Genomic DNA, 14,230 nt, shown 5'->3' on the forward strand with positions numbered 1-14,230 from the left:
ATAAACATAATCAAATCCGGCGACCTCTATTAGTAGATGGCGCCAAGCCATCTTGTCGGCCTGACAGGCTACCGCTAGACAGGCGGTGGATTGGGGACACGAATGCCATGAGCGAGACGAGGGACCCGGACGACACGGCGCGGCGGCGCAAGGCGCCGGCCAAAAGCGCCAAGGGCGGTCGCGTCACCATGACCGATATCGCCAGGGCGGCGGGCTGCTCGCAGGCGACCGTCTCCTTCGTGCTCAACAACTCGCCCGGCATCAGGCTGTCGCAGCAGACGCGTGAGCGGGTGATCGACGCCGCGCGTTCGCTCGGCTACACCGCACCCGCCTTCTCGGCGCTGCGCAAACCGGTGCCCGCTTTCGAAGGGTTGGATGGCGTCATCGGCTTCGCCGTCGACCAGCTCGCGACCAGCCCGGAAGCCGTGGTGGCCATCGAGGGCGCGCGCCAGGCGTCCTGGAATGCCGGCAATGTCTTGCTGGTGGCGCAGACCATGGGCGACGCCGTCATGGAGCCGCGCGCCATTGCGGCCCTCACCAAACGCGGCATCTCGGCGCTGATCTACATGACCATCTTCACCCGCGAGATTACCGCGCCCGACTTCCTGTACGGGCTCGATATCCCGGTCATCCTGCTCAACTGCTACACGTCCGACTATGCGTTCCCGGCCGTGGTTCCCTCAGAGATCGCCGGCGGCCAGAGCTCGACCCGGCATCTGATCGGCCATGGCCACCGCCGCATCGCCACCATCACCGGCGAGCCGTGGATGCAGGCAGCCCAAGACCGGCTGAAAGGCTATCGCCGGGCGCTCGCCACCGCCGACATCCCGTTCGATCCCGACCTGGTGGTCGAAGGCGACTGGTCGGCAAGCGCGGGCTATGCCGCGACCGTCAAGCTTCTTGCGCTGAAAGACCGCCCGACCGCCATCTTCTGCCAGAACGACCGCACGGCCATCGGCTGCTACGAAGCGTTGAAGGAGGCCGGCCTGCACATACCGCAGGACATCTCCGTCGTCGGCTATGACGATGAGGAGATTGCCCGGCATCTGTTCCCGCCGCTGACGACATCGATCCTGCCGCATATGGCCATGGGCCAATGGGCGATCGAGCAGCTGGAAGTGCCGCCGCCTCCCGGCCGCGGCCGCTACCCCATCACCAAGCTGGAATGCCCCCTGGTAGAGCGGGACTCGGTTGCGGCGGTGGCGAGTCAAGCCTGACGGACCCATCCCGAAGCAAGTCGGGATGGGTCTGTTCAGTATTTGCGCCTCAGGGCAGGCTAGAACCGCAAGATGACATAGGAGCGCCTGCGATAGCAGCGCCGGCGCAGCCGGCCATGCCGCCAGAAGGTGCGGCAATGCCGTCTCCACACCCGCCGCCTGTGGCGACGATGCCACCGCCGATGGTAGATCTGCTCGACATCGCCCGCGCCTTCGCCGTCGTCGAGAGAATTGGCATCCTGCTTGTCGAGTTCATCGAGAATGCCGTTGCCGATATTGGGAACCCCGGCCACGGCCTCGAGAGGCCGAACCGTGGTAGCAAGCGCCGCGGCCCCCGCAACGCCGAACAATGCTGTCAAGAATGATCGCCGATCCATCAAAACCTCCATCAGCGGATAAGGCTAACATTAGCCAGATAGAGCGGCTGAGAGAAAAGGCCAGAGGGGCAGTTTCTTGGGCCCGGCAGAAGCCGATCGTCCCGGGTCGGCAGCCAGCCGAAGCGGGCTAGCGCAAGGCCGCAACCGGGCGCCGCGCTTCCTTCGGCTGGGCGACCGAGCCATGCAGAATGCTGCCGATGCTTGCGACCAGAAACGCGGCCAGCTCGCGCGCCGGCGCCTCCAGCCGCTGCGAGGTTGCGATCAGGGCCAGCTCGGATGGCGGCTGTTCGGCAAAACCGTCGGCGGCGCTCAGCAGCCGGTGCTCGGGCAGCACCGCATCCACCGGCAGCAGGCTGATGCCCAGCCCCGACGCCACAGCCGCCTGCACGCCGATCAGCCCCTGGCTCGTATAGGCGATGCGCCACATCCGCCCCGTCGCCTCGATCGCCCGCGTCGCCCTTTGCCGGTAGATGCAGCCTTGCGGAAACATCGCCAGCGGCACGGGATCGGCGTCGAGCGCACCGGAAGGGCCAGCCACCCAGGCAAGCTTCTCCTCCCAGCGCCCCAGGCAGGGCGCGTCGCCGGGTTCGCGCTTGATCAGCGCCAGGTCGATCTCGCCATTGTCGAGCAGGCGCCGCAATTCGAAACTCCAGCCGCTGACAGTGTCGAGACGTAGATGCGGCGAGGCCTTCGAAAACCCTGACAGCAGGTCGATCAGCCGCCGGCCGGCAAAATCTTCCGGCACGCCGAGCCGCACCGTCTTTGGCGCCGCGGGCTGCCGCAGGGCCGCTTCCGCCTCCGCCGAGATCGAGAGCAGCCGCCTGGCATAGCCGAGCAGCACTTCGCCCTCTTCGGTGAGCTGCACGCCGCCGGCAGAGCGCTCGCGCACCAGCAGGCTGTGGCCGACGCTGTCCTCCAGCCGCTTGATCTGCTGGCTGATGGTCGATTGCGTCAGGTGAACGCGCTCCGCCGCGCGCGTAAAACCGCCGGTTTCGACGACCGCGACGAAGCTGCGCAACAGATCGAGATCCAGATCCATTCGAATTCCCACTTGATCCTATCGCAACATTTAATTTTCAAATGACTGAAATCGCTGGCAGTGTCCAGCCAACTTCCCCCTGAGGTATCTTCAAATGGCATTGAACGGGCCGCGCCCGACCTGGCTGACATTCGATTGCTACGGCACGCTGATCCAGTGGGACGAAGGCCTGATGGCGGCGATGGCAACGATCCTCGCGCGCAAGGGCCGCAAGATCGAGGCGAAAGATTTCATCCCGGTCTATGACCGGCACGAGCACGCGCTCGAGCACACCAGGCCGCATTTGTCCTTCGCCGAGGTTACCGCAAAGGCTTTGCAACTGGCGATGCGCGATTTCTCGCTGGAAGCTGCGGCCGACGACGCGGAACTGCTGACCGCCTCGATCGGCAAGATGCCGCCTTTCCCGGAAGTTGTCAGGACATTGCGCCGGCTAAAGGATGCCGGCTTCAGGCTGGCAATCATCTCCAACACCGATGACGCCATCATCGCCGGCAATGTCGCGCAGCTCGGCGGCGCCATCGACAGGGTCATCACTGCCGAGCAGGCGCAGGCCTACAAGCCGTCGCGGCAGATCTTCGAACATGCCTGGCGAACCCTCGGCGTGACCAGGGACCAGCTGGTGCACATCTGCGCCAGCCCGCATCTCGACCTGACCGCCGCGCGCGATCTCGACTTCCGCGCCCTGTGGGTCGACCGCGGCACCGGCCGCCGCCCGCCGCCCGACTACCAGCCGGACGCCATCGCCCGCGGGCTGGATGAGGTATCAGGCTTTTTCGAAGCGGCAGGCTGGCTTCGGTAGGCGCGCACGCGAAGCCCGCCATCTGCGAAGCGGCAGGCTGGGAAGCCGCCACCGGTCCTCGCGAAAACGGTGAACCGCCTTGGCCTCACGGCCGATGAGACAGTCTCAGCGCCGCGCCAACAGCAGGCAGAGCTGCTTCAGGTCGCGATCGTAGGTGCCCTGGCCGCTGAGCACACTGGCGCAGCGCTTCTTCATCTTGGCGAGCTGGCCAGCCGACATGGCGTTGATGGCCGTCACCTCCGGTCGCGTCGGGATTGCCGGCGTGTAGGGATCGCGCGGGCTGGTTGGTCCCCCGCCAATGCCGATGCCGACCACGGCCGTCACCCCACTGCCCACGCCAACCCCGGCGCCGACCCCGACACCGCTGCCTACCGATGCGCCGACGCCTGCGTTGACGCCATTGCCGACCGATGCACCGACGCCGGCGGCAACGCCACTGGTGCCGCCAACTGTTGCGCCGACACCGGCGGTGACGCCGCTGGCGCCGCCGACCGTTGCGCCGGCATTGACGCCCTTGCTGCCGCCGACCGAGACGCCGACGCCAAGCCCGCCGCCACTGCCGCCGACCGAGACGCCTACCCCGCCGACGCCCACATTGATCCCGCCCGCGCTAGCCGGAAAGCACAAAGCAGCGGCAACAGCGCTGCCAGCCAAGATTTTGGTGAAACTTTCAAAGAAACCCATCAGAACGATCCCCCGTGTTGGTTGCCTGGATGCAGGTTGAACAGCATCCGTTACCAATATGATTACGGGAGAGTAGCGTTTTTAGTTTCTGCAAGAATAGGTAGTATTGGAAATCGTTGTTATGGTTGCTTATGGTTGTTAGGATAGATATTTGAGGATTGGTGTGAAAAATCGAGGATTTCGATATTGTCGGAGGAACTGGCGCGGTTTGTAAGCGCGGAGCCCATTGGACAGCACGTCGCTCGTGTCCGGTCAGCGCCGAAAACCGAGGTCACTCGGTTATCCTGGATTCATTGTGCGGAAATCGTCGGTGCACCCGCAGGATACGCCTTGGTCCGCGTAGCTTCGCACGCGATGGTGCAACTCCATGGGCCTTTGACAGAGCAATTGAGAGGAGACGACTATGCCGACCTATCGCCGCTTCTGACGCTCATCTCGAAGACCGCCTCACCGGAAACAGCATCAGTGTGCCCGCCATCCAAATGCTCAAGCAACGTGTGGCGAAACCGATCAAGATTTCCTGTCATCTTAGCCCGAGCATCGACCATGTGCTGGAAAGTCTCCCACTCTCCAATCGAAAAGAAGGCGCCATCTCCAGACTTGATGAGGGCTATACTCCGCAACCCCTCGAAATTGCGCGGGGCGCTGCGGAACAGTTCGATAAACTCATCCTCATGACCCGGCTTGATTCGGAAGCGGACGCTGTTGAACGCTGTCATGGTGTTCTCCTCTGAAAGAAATCAAGAATCTGGTAAGGTGGTGGCCAGAAGGTAAACATGGAGTCGAAAGTAGTTGTAAAACTGACGACTGTGATGCCTCGCTCTGATACGATAGGAACACAATACCATGGAACGGCAGGGACTCGAACTCCCGCGCTAAGATGAAATCGAAACTGCACTAATGTTATTCCTCGCCAAACGTGGCCCCATTCGCCCATGTGACGTCTATACCCCGCTTGCAGAGCAGTTTGGATTGACTCCTATGCAGCGGCGGACACAACGAGCCGATAACTCCACACCCTTATGGAACAATCGAGTGCAGTGGGCGCGTAGAGCGCTCAAAGACAAGGGATATCTTACAGATAAACTGAGTCCACCGGTGCCGCCTTTAGGTAAGATGAAAAGGCAGTGCTTATCCCTAGCTTGCCCAAGCGCTCGAGCTACGAAGCAAGATGGCCATAAGTATTTGATATGTTGGCGCACCCGACAGGATTCGAACCTGTGACCTCTGCCTTCGGAGGGCAGCGCTCTATCCAGCTGAGCTACGGGTGCCTTCAGGGAACCTGAAAACGAACCAGCCGATAGGCCGGCCAGCCACGGCTTCTTAGCGGAAGCCGCGCCGGGCTTCAACGGGCAATTGGACTGCCTCTTCAGCCAAAGGTCACAGGTTCCAGTCCTGTCAGGATCCAACCGATGGTTTCGAGAGGCCCGAAGGCCCGCAAGCCCGAAAACGAAAAACCCGCCTCGTCGGCGGGTCGCTGGCGCAAATCGGCACCATGTCCAGAATGATAGCGCAATTGCCTCACCGGACAACGGATCGTCAGCCGGCTCGCTGGCTCTCCGCCTTGCAGACCGGCGCGTTCGCCACTCGAAAAGCCAGGTTGGCTTTTGGTCCGCTACGCGGGCCTCACCCCGCAACCCCACCCTTCACCGCCCGCTTCCTGACACTGCGCACCGTCCGCTTCGTCTTCTTCGCGCCCGTCAGCTCATGCATGGCATCCAGCTGCATCTGCTGCATTTCGGCCAGCCGCGTCCATTGGCGCGAGATCAGGTAGTCGAGCTTTTCGTGCAGGTGGCGCACTTCCAGTTCGGCTTTCAGGTTCACCCGGTAGTCGTTGAAGGAGCGCAGGCGGTCCTTGGACTCCTGCCGTCTCTGGCTCATCATGATGATCGGCGCCTGGATGGCGGCGATGCAGGAGAGCAGCAGGTTGAGCAGGATGAAGGGGTAGGGGTCGAAGGCGCTCTGCAAGCCCTCGAGCAGGTTGATGCCGATCCACACCAAAAGCACGCTGGCGAACGAGATCAGGAACCACCAGCTGCCGCCGAAGGCCGCCATATTGTCGGAGACGCGGTCGGCGAACGACCGGTGCTCCTCGAACTCCTCTTCCGAGTTTTCCGAAATCGTGTCCTGCCTGGCGATCGATTCGACCACCTGGCGGTCGAGTTCGGAGAATTCGCCATGCTCCTGCTGCAGCAACTCCTCCATGTAGCGCATGCGGTAGCGGCCGAGCTCCTCGCGGCTGATGCGGGCGCCGCGCGGCAGGTCGGGATGGTCGGAGCGGATGCGGTCGGCAAGGCTCGGCCTGAGGTCGTCGATGCGCACCAGGTCGCGCTTGCGGAATTTGCGCCCCGATATCGCCGACGGTTTCCGCTTCGGCTTCAGGCGGCCATGAACGGTCGGTTCGGAGTCCGGCACGTCGGGCGCTTCGAGCGCCTCGTCGGCGACCAGCTCGGCTTCGTCGGCGGGCGGCGCCTCGAAATACTCGCTGCCGCTGTCGTTCTCGTTGGCGGCCTGTTCGGAAGGTTTTGGGACGGTGCTCATGGTGCCGGCTCCTGCTGTCGCGCCCACGATACGCCAAGCCGGCGCGGCATAGCCACTGTTGCGGTGAGATTTGCGGCTTGTGCAAGCGCTTGTGATGATGGGAGGGTAGTCACGCGTGCCGGCTGGCGCCATGGTCATCGGTGGCTGGGCTCATCATGGCCCTGTGGCGCGCCGGCCCGTGCGCTCATATCCAGATCAGTCCTGACGATGTTGCATGAAAGCGCTAGGGTCAGGTTGCCGCCAGGGGCACTGGATCGCCCCACAACAGGGGTTGTCGCCATGTACAAACATATCCTGATCGCCACCGACGGTTCGGAACTCGCCGCCAAGGGCGTCGCTCACGGCCTCGCACTGGCCAAGGGCCTTGGCTCCGCTGTCACCTTCGTCAACGTCTCGGAATCCTTTCCGGCATTGGCCTGGGGCGGGGCAATAGGCGGCTATGTCGCCGCCGAAGAGCTGGTCAATTACGAGGAAAACGCCCGCAAATATGGCCGCGAGGTCCTGGACAAATGCAAGGCTGCGGCCGACGCGCTCGGCATTCAGGCAAAGACTTTGCACATCGAGAACAGGACGCCGGCAGAGGCCATCCTCGAGGTCTCCCGCGCCGAGGCCTGCGACCTCATCGTCATGGCCTCGCACGGCCGCCGCGGACTGGGCAGGCTGGTGCTCGGCAGCCAGACCTCGGAAGTCGTGTCGCTGACGGAGATCCCGGTGCTGGTGGTGCGGTAGAGGCAAAGTAGGGCGAGGCCCCCGTAACTTCGTCATCCTAGGGCGGAGCGACGCGAAGCGGCGCGTAGACCCTAGGATCCATGCCGTTACATCTGCCGAAAAATGCGGCGGAGCAGAAATGACGACGTCAGCGCCGGCGTTTCAACGCTAGGTTTGCACGGTAGCATCGCTCATAGCTCGCGGCATGGATCCTAGGGTCTGCGCGCGTCGCTTCGCTCCTTGCTCCGCCCTAGGATGACGAAGCACTATGAGCCTTCGCCCTGCTGCAGCGACGCTGTGCAGGCGCAGTCCTTGCAACGCGCTACTGCGGCGGCAAACCAGGCAACTGCGACTCTGGCGCCGGCAAACCGGGTGGCGGCAAGCCTGGAAGCGACGAACCTGGTGGCGGCAGGACCGGAAGCGGCGACGCGGCCGGCTGGTCGCCTGCAAACATCAGCCGAGTCTTGGTATCGGCCATCGTCGGCGAAAGGCTGCGCTGGATCAGCGCTTCGACATGGTCGTTGCGCTGGCGGGCGCTGTCGGCGCCCATCACCACCACGATCAGCCGGCGGCCGTCGGCATTGTAGGACGTCACGATGTTGAAGCCGGAGGCCTTGATGTAGCCGGTCTTGATGCCGTCGACGCCGCGCACCCGACCGAGCATATCGTTGTGGCCGCGCACCAGCCGTCCGCGGAACATGAAGTCGCTTTCGGAGAAATAGTGGAACTGCTGCGGGAACCGCGCGCGCAGCGCCATGCCAAGCGTCGCCATGTCGCGCGCCGTCGTGTGCTGGCCGTTGTCGGGCAGGCCGGATGCGTTGCGGAAGACGGTGCTGGTCATGCCGATCTGGCGCGCCTTGGATGTCATCATGGCGGCGAACTGGTCTTCCGAGCCACCGAGGTATTCGCCCACCGCCACCGCTACGTCATTGGCCGATTTGACCACGATCGCCCGGATCGCCGAATCGACATCGATGCTCTCGCCGCGCCTGAAGCGCAGCTTGGTCGGCGGCTGCCTTGCCGCATTGTCGGAAACCGGGATCTGCGTTTCCTTGGAGACGCGGCCGGTCTCCAGCGCCTCGAACAGCAGATAGAGCGTCATCATCTTGGTCAGCGACGCCGGATAGCGCTGCGCCGTCGAACTGACCTCGAACAGCGTCTTGCCGCTGGCATCGACGACGATGGCGGCATACTTTTCCTGCGGCGCCGGCACCGCCAGCACGCTGTCGGGCGGTGCCGTGGTGCTGCAGCCGGCAACGAAGACGAGCAGCATGAAGGCTGCGACGAATCTCTGGAGGAGAACGGGCAAATGGAAATCGGGCAAGGCAAGTCCGGCGTTGCTGAGAGGGCCGGAACCTAGCCTAACCCATTGCCTTCGTCCATTTGGTTAACGGCGAAGCTGGGAAACGCCACAGGCCAAAGGCCCCTCACCCGGATTGCCAACCGAATTGCGAAGGGCAATTCGGGGCAATCCGACCTCTCCCCGAGGGGAGAGGAGGGAGCCGACGATAGTGCCCGCCTCTTCTCCCCTCGGGGAGAAGGTGGCCGCGAAGCGGCCGGATGAGGGGGCCTTGTGCCGTGCGCAAACCACCGCCCGCCCCGAAATCGCCCGTTTCCTGTCCTGTTTTGCTTGCGGGGCTACGCTGCTGCTATAGCTGCGGGCAATTGCGTGGGGGATTTGACAATGACCGGTGACATCGGCGCGGCTGCGCCATCTCTTATCAGGGCTTCGCTCAGCCGCACCGGCAAATGGGCCGGCAGCGTCGCTTTCATTGGCGGAGCTGCCTCCGACATTCTCAATCCGCTGGCGCCGTTCGCCGCCTACGTCGCGCTGGTCGCTTCGGTTGCCGCTGTCATCATCGCCATCGCCATTGTTCTCAGGCTGGTGCTCGCCGCCAAGGCGCTGCCGGCGCTGATCTTCGCCACCAGCGCTGCCGCCGTTGCCGGCGGCGTCTATGGCCTGCAGCAGCAGACCAATTCGCAAAACGGCGTGATCGCCGGTCTGGTGCCGGCCATCGCGCAGCTGCAGCAGCAACTGGGCATCGTCTCGGCCAGCGTGGCCAGGATCGAGCAGACGGTCACGCAAACGCAGCAGACGGTCGACCAGGTCAAGCAGTCGACCGACGCTGTGGCGAAGAAGACCGAGGAGATCGCGTCGAACCAGCAGCAGCAGACCGAACAGGGCGCGCAGACGCAAAAGACCGTCGATCAGGTCAAGCAGACCACGGAAACGCTCGCCGCCGGCCAGCAGAAACAGGCAGAACAGGCCGAAAAGCTGCAGGCGACCACCGAGCAGATCGCCGCCTCCATCGACACCATCGCCAAGGGCTTTGCCGCACTGGCCGCGCAGGGCGGGGCGATCGCCGAGCCGAAGCGGCCGGACGAATTCTACCACAATGCCCGTGTCTACGAACTGTCCGGCGATATGCTGAATGCGCGCCGATCGTATCTCGCCTTTGCCGGCTTCGACGTCGATGCCGTCGATCCCTACACACGCTTTGCCACCTTGCTGCGTGTGCAGGACGGCAAGGCGGGTGCGCGCGAAGTGTTCGGCCAGCTTGCCGACAAGGGCAAGGCGCTGTCGATCAAGCTGGTCCATATCCTGCAGTTCGACGATGCCCAGCGTCTCGACAAGCTCAACGCCTTCATCGTGGCCAATCCGGATTTCGCACCAGCCTATTATCTGCTCGCGCAGGAGTTTTCCGAGGACCGTCTCGGTGTCCAGTCACTGTCGGACAAGCGCAGCGAGGCCGAGGCGCTGACCAAATTCGCCTCCTACGAAAAGGATGGCGGCCTGCTCAAATATTTCGTCGACCAGACGCAGCTTGCCGACTGGCTCGACCGCAGCCGTACCCGGCTGACAGCGCTAGGCGACGTGCTGGACCCCGCGCGCTTTGCCCCGTCGCTGACGCCGATGCGCTCCAATGCCGGCTGGACGATCTCCATCTCGCTGCCCGAGGCGGCGACCGGCATTTCCTGGCGCCTGGGTGAATCCGGTCCGTTCACCGACACCGGGCTGATGGCAATGAACGACCAGCGCACCGGCAAGCCGATGCCCAATCCGAGCTTCGAATTGCCCGACAGCACCACGGCCACCATCATCGGGGTAAAATATCTCGATCTCAGGGGCCGCGAGACCGGACCGTTCAACATAAGCTTCGATCCGGAAGCCGCGCTCCAGCAGGGCAACAAGCAGATCCTCGACCAGTTCTGGACCTCGTGGATCGCCTTCGACGCCAGCGGCAATCACGGCCTGGTCTATTTCTCCCAGATGCTGTCGTACCGTTGCGGCATCAAGGAGGTGCGCTACAGCCTGAACGGCACCGCGCTCGACAAGGAGATCAAGCTGCCGCCTTGCGACAAGAAGGACCCTTACGCCATCCCTTATGACTACCAGCCTTACTTCAAGGTCGCCGACAGCGTGACGTCGATGGCGGTGCAGGTCACCTACACCGACGGCACCAAGTCGCCGGTGCGCGAGTACAAGCGGCAGTAGGGGGTTACCCTCCCCCTTGTGGGGAGGGTCGGTCCACGCAGTGGACCGGGGTGGGGGTCTTTGAGACTCATGCTTTTGCCTGCCCCCACCCCGTCGAGCGATCTCCGCTTCGCTACGAACGTTCGCCGACCCTCCCCACATGGGGGAGGGTGGAACTGGTCTGATGCAAAATGCCGGAAGCTGTGCTTGCGCATCCGGCGCGGAGCGGGTTTGTTCGCTGCCATCAGAATCAGCGGGTGCATGGATGGATACGGTCACGATCAAGGCAAAAGGCATCTCGGTCACGCTCGACCTTACCGTCGGGCATATCGCCGACATGACCGTCGACAGCGATGGCCGCCAGCTGAAGCCGCTGCACCGCGCGCCATGGGTCGATGCCGGCGAAACGCTGCCGCCGGACCTGCCTGAAGGCACCGTGCGGCTGTCGGGCGATTTCCTCTGCGCGCCGTTTTCGGCGAGCGATATCGAGGCAGCACCCTTGCATGGCTGGCCGGCCAACAGCGGCTGGGATGTCGTTGCCAGCGAAGCGACATCCGATGGCTGGCGCGCCGTCTTCCGGTTGCGCCGCACGGTCATGGGCGCCACGGTCGACAAGATCTTCACCCTGCGCGATGGCCACCCCTTCCTCTACCAGGAGCATGTCTTTTCCGGCGGCTCGGGCGCGGTGTCCGCCGCCCACCATCCGATGACGGCTATGCGCGACGGCGGCCGGCTGGCTTTTTCGCCGAAACGCTTTGCCGCAACGCTGGACACGCCGCTGGAGCCCGATCCGGCCCGCGGCCGCTTCAAGCTTGCCTATCCCGCGCGCTCGGCCGATCTGACGCGCTTCCCGGCCACCGGCGGCGGCACGCTCGATCTCACCGACTATCGCATGGAGGATCAGCGCGAGGATTTCATCACCATGGTCGAGGCCGATCATGGCGGCCCGGGCTGGACGGCGCTGGCGCGCCGTGCCGAGCAGGATCTGGTGCTGGTGTTGAAGAACCCTAGTGAATTGCCGGTCACCATGCTGTGGTTCAGCAATGGTGGCCGCGACTACGCGCCGTGGAGCGGCCGTCATCGCGGCGTGCTCGGCATCGAGGACGGCCGCGCCGCCGTCGGCCATGCCGCATCGGTCGGCGACAACTGGCTGAAGCGCGAAGGGGTGGCGACCGCCTTTGCGCTCGGCGGCGACGTCTCCTTCCGCCATGTCATCGGCGCGCTGTCGCAGGCAGGCGCCGAGCCGCCGCGCGATATCGCGACGGCCGATGGGCAGTTGCGCGTCACTGGAGCCGACGGCTCGACCCGCGACGTCGCCTTCGACAGCGATTTCCTGCGCATCTGAGCAGCGGTTGCAAGAGCCTCTTTCTCCCCGTTTACGGGGAGAAATGCCCGGCAGGGCAATGAGGGGCGGCGCTGACCTCTGCAATTAGCCGTCCCCCTATGCCGTGCAAATCCCGGTTTGAAATTTCCGCCAACAGCCGCCAAGATGCAGCCGAAACCATCCCGCTGCCAAAAAGGCTCTCATGTCCGAAATCGCCCACCTCGCCGCAACCATCTTCAAGCGCGCCGGCAAGGCGAAGCGCTTTATCGTCGCCATTGCCGGCCCGCCCGGCGCCGGCAAATCGACGCTGTCGGCCGGCCTGCATGGTCTGTTGCCGGAAGGTGCCTCGGAAGTCGTGCCGATGGACGGGTTTCACTATGACGACATCGTGCTCAACCAGCGCGGTTTGCGGCCAAGAAAAGGCGCTCCCGAAACCTTCGACTTCGCCGGGTTTGAGACGCTGTTGAAGCGCATCCGTTCGGGCGAACCCGACATCGCCATTCCGGTCTTCGACCGCAGCATGGAATTGTCGCGCGCAGCCGCGTCCATCGTTGCCGCCGAGACCAAGTTTATCCTAGTCGAGGGCAACTACCTCCTGCTCGACGAGGAGCCGTGGTCGCGGCTGGCGCCTTTGTTCGACTTCACCATCTTTGTCGATGTGCCGCGCGCCGAACTCGAGCGCCGCCTTTTGGTGCGCTGGCACGAGCATGGCCGCTCCGACGAAGACGCCCGCGCCTGGATCGCCTCCAACGACATGCCCAACATCGACCGCGTGCTGGGCCGTCGGCGCGCCGCCGACCTGGTTGTGGGCGATCCCGCTTAATTCTCAGGATTTCCGAACGGGAACCTTAAGACTTTCAGGTCGTTATCCCCAACGAGGCAATTCTGCCACAGAGGGATTTCGTCCGATGGCAACCAAAGCAAGAAAACCCGCAGCCGCCAAATCCAGGGCAACGCCCGCCAAGGCCACCCAGGCAAAGGCAGGCGCCGGCCCGGCAATCGCGGCGCGCTCCAAGGATGCAAAGCCGGCTTTCGGCAAGGCAGCGCCGAAGAAGGTGGTGCCGGCCGTAGCGGCCAAGGTGGCGGCAAAGCCTGCCAAGGCCAAGAAGCCGGCAACCGGCGGCAGCTCGGTAGGCACCATGCGCAATGTAGCCAACGTAGCCGCCGGCGCGGTGGTCGCCACCGCAAGGGGCGCTGCATCACTTGCCGCGTCCGTGATGGGCAAGGGCGGCTCCAAGGCCAAAGCCAAGGCAAAATAGGATCAAGGCCGCTTTCAAGCGGCTTTGACCGTCAGCCCTTCGCGGGAATGGTGAGGCCGCGCTGCACCGCTGGCCGCGCCAGGCCGCGTTCCAGCCACGCCGCGACGGTGGGGAAATCGTCGAAGCCGACGAGTTCGCGCGCCTCGTAGAAGCCGATCAGATTGCGCACCCAGCCCAGCATCGAAATGTCGGCGATGGTAAAATCGTCGTCCATGATCCAGCTGCGGCCCTTCAGCCTTGTCTCGAGCACGCCGATCAGCCGCCGCGATTCGTTGCGGTAGCGATCCAGCGGCCGCTTGTCGGCGATCTCGCGTCCGGCGAATTTGTTGAAAAACCCGACCTGTCCGAAGATCGGTCCGATCGAGGCCATCTGAAAGAACACCCACTGAATGGTCTCGTAGCGCCGCGCCGGATCGGCCGGGATCAGCTTGCCAGTCTTGTCGGTGAGGTAGAGCAGGATGGCGCCGGATTCGAACAGGCCGAACGGCTTGCCGCCCGGGCCGTCGGGATCGATGATGGCCGGTATCTTGCCGTTCGGGTTCAGCGACAGGAATTCCGGCGTCCAGCTCTGGTCCTTGCCGATCTCGACCAGATGCGCCTCGTAGGGCAGGCCGAGTTCTTCCAGCGCAATCGATATTTTCACGCCGTTCGGCGTCGTCGCCGAATAGAGCTGCAAGCGGTCGGGATGCTTGGCCGGCCAGCGCTTGGTGATCGGAAAGGCGGACAGGTCGGTCATCGAAAGCTCCGGTCGGGAATTTGGCGCGGCATCGCGCCGTTTGGCGGGTTGCGAAGGATTATCCGCGACGT

15 protein-coding genes and 1 tRNA gene are annotated in these 14,230 nt (G+C 63.9%); 8 read left to right on the top strand and 8 right to left on the bottom strand.

Annotation, left to right across the window (positions count from 1 at the left end; genetic code table 11):
• Positions 1-107: 107 nt before the first annotated feature.
• Positions 108-1,217: a LacI family DNA-binding transcriptional regulator gene (locus AC1DYJ_RS27470; RefSeq protein ID WP_477282869.1), complete on the top strand. Its 1,110-nt coding sequence runs from the start codon at positions 108-110 to the stop codon at positions 1,215-1,217.
• Between the two features lie 59 nt (positions 1,218-1,276).
• On the opposite strand, the gene AC1DYJ_RS27475 is transcribed toward AC1DYJ_RS27470, so the two are convergent.
• Entirely contained in the window at positions 1,277-1,576 is a 300-nt protein-coding gene (locus AC1DYJ_RS27475; RefSeq protein WP_477282871.1) for a protamine-2 (modular protein), read from the bottom strand.
• A 145-nt stretch (positions 1,577-1,721) separates the two neighbouring features.
• Positions 1,722-2,639, bottom strand: a complete 918-nt coding sequence (locus tag AC1DYJ_RS27480) for a LysR substrate-binding domain-containing protein (protein WP_477283319.1) — start codon at positions 2,637-2,639, stop codon at positions 1,722-1,724.
• Positions 2,640-2,727: 88 nt separating this feature from the next.
• Between AC1DYJ_RS27480 and AC1DYJ_RS27485 the strand changes: the two genes are divergently transcribed.
• The gene (locus tag AC1DYJ_RS27485; protein ID WP_477282873.1) at positions 2,728-3,432 is read left to right on the top strand and encodes a haloacid dehalogenase type II; all 705 of its coding nucleotides are present in this window, start codon (positions 2,728-2,730) and stop codon (positions 3,430-3,432) included.
• Positions 3,433-3,537: 105 nt separating this feature from the next.
• Here AC1DYJ_RS27485 and AC1DYJ_RS27490 read toward each other — a convergent pair whose 3' ends face one another.
• Together AC1DYJ_RS27490 and AC1DYJ_RS27495 are read right to left on the bottom strand one after the other, a co-directional pair.
• Positions 3,538-4,116 (bottom strand): hypothetical protein, encoded by a 579-nt coding sequence (locus tag AC1DYJ_RS27490; RefSeq protein ID WP_477282875.1) that lies wholly within the window; start codon positions 4,114-4,116, stop codon positions 3,538-3,540.
• A 401-nt stretch (positions 4,117-4,517) separates the two neighbouring features.
• Positions 4,518-4,835: an antibiotic biosynthesis monooxygenase gene (locus AC1DYJ_RS27495; protein ID WP_477282877.1), complete on the bottom strand. Its 318-nt coding sequence runs from the start codon at positions 4,833-4,835 to the stop codon at positions 4,518-4,520.
• Between the two features lie 181 nt (positions 4,836-5,016).
• On the opposite strand from AC1DYJ_RS27495, the gene AC1DYJ_RS27500 reads away from it, so the two are divergent.
• Positions 5,017-5,340 carry a winged helix-turn-helix domain-containing protein gene (locus AC1DYJ_RS27500; protein ID WP_477282879.1) on the top strand — a complete coding sequence of 108 codons (324 nt, stop codon included), beginning with the start codon at positions 5,017-5,019 and terminating at the stop codon, positions 5,338-5,340.
• Here the strand turns inward: AC1DYJ_RS27500 and AC1DYJ_RS27505 are convergent.
• Positions 5,311-5,387 (bottom strand) — tRNA-Arg (locus AC1DYJ_RS27505). The two genes, AC1DYJ_RS27500 and AC1DYJ_RS27505, sit on opposite strands and share 30 nt — an antisense overlap.
• A 355-nt stretch (positions 5,388-5,742) precedes the next feature.
• Positions 5,743-6,657 carry a DUF1003 domain-containing protein gene (locus tag AC1DYJ_RS27510; RefSeq protein ID WP_477282881.1) on the bottom strand — a complete coding sequence of 305 codons (915 nt, stop codon included), beginning with the start codon at positions 6,655-6,657 and terminating at the stop codon, positions 5,743-5,745.
• Between the two features lie 279 nt (positions 6,658-6,936).
• On the opposite strand from AC1DYJ_RS27510, the gene AC1DYJ_RS27515 reads away from it, so the two are divergent.
• Positions 6,937-7,386 carry a universal stress protein gene (locus AC1DYJ_RS27515; protein ID WP_477282882.1) on the top strand — a complete coding sequence of 150 codons (450 nt, stop codon included), beginning with the start codon at positions 6,937-6,939 and terminating at the stop codon, positions 7,384-7,386.
• A 301-nt stretch (positions 7,387-7,687) separates the two neighbouring features.
• On the opposite strand, the gene AC1DYJ_RS27520 is transcribed toward AC1DYJ_RS27515, so the two are convergent.
• Positions 7,688-8,638 (bottom strand): D-alanyl-D-alanine carboxypeptidase family protein, encoded by a 951-nt coding sequence (locus tag AC1DYJ_RS27520; RefSeq protein WP_477282884.1) that lies wholly within the window; start codon positions 8,636-8,638, stop codon positions 7,688-7,690.
• 411 nt (positions 8,639-9,049) lie between these two features.
• Between AC1DYJ_RS27520 and AC1DYJ_RS27525 the strand changes: the two genes are divergently transcribed.
• The 4 genes from AC1DYJ_RS27525 to AC1DYJ_RS27540 all read left to right on the top strand — a co-directional run bounded on the left by AC1DYJ_RS27525 (position 9,050) and on the right by AC1DYJ_RS27540 (position 13,423).
• Positions 9,050-10,861, top strand: coding sequence for a methyl-accepting chemotaxis protein (locus AC1DYJ_RS27525; protein WP_477282886.1), 1,812 nt, complete (start codon positions 9,050-9,052; stop codon positions 10,859-10,861).
• Between the two features lie 244 nt (positions 10,862-11,105).
• On the top strand, positions 11,106-12,185 hold the full coding sequence (locus tag AC1DYJ_RS27530) for a hypothetical protein (protein WP_477282888.1): 1,080 nt from the start codon (positions 11,106-11,108) through the stop codon (positions 12,183-12,185).
• Positions 12,186-12,366: 181 nt separating this feature from the next.
• Positions 12,367-12,987, top strand: coding sequence for a nucleoside triphosphate hydrolase (locus tag AC1DYJ_RS27535; protein WP_477282890.1), 621 nt, complete (start codon positions 12,367-12,369; stop codon positions 12,985-12,987).
• Positions 12,988-13,072: 85 nt separating this feature from the next.
• Complete coding sequence (locus AC1DYJ_RS27540) at positions 13,073-13,423, top strand: hypothetical protein (protein WP_477282892.1); 351 nt, start codon at positions 13,073-13,075, stop codon at positions 13,421-13,423.
• 31 nt (positions 13,424-13,454) lie between these two features.
• On the opposite strand, the gene AC1DYJ_RS27545 is transcribed toward AC1DYJ_RS27540, so the two are convergent.
• Positions 13,455-14,159, bottom strand: a complete 705-nt coding sequence (locus AC1DYJ_RS27545) for a glutathione S-transferase family protein (RefSeq protein ID WP_477282894.1) — start codon at positions 14,157-14,159, stop codon at positions 13,455-13,457.
• Positions 14,160-14,230 lie beyond the last annotated feature (71 nt).

It is taken from the genome of Mesorhizobium sp. P2_B11 (assembly GCF_056404855.1).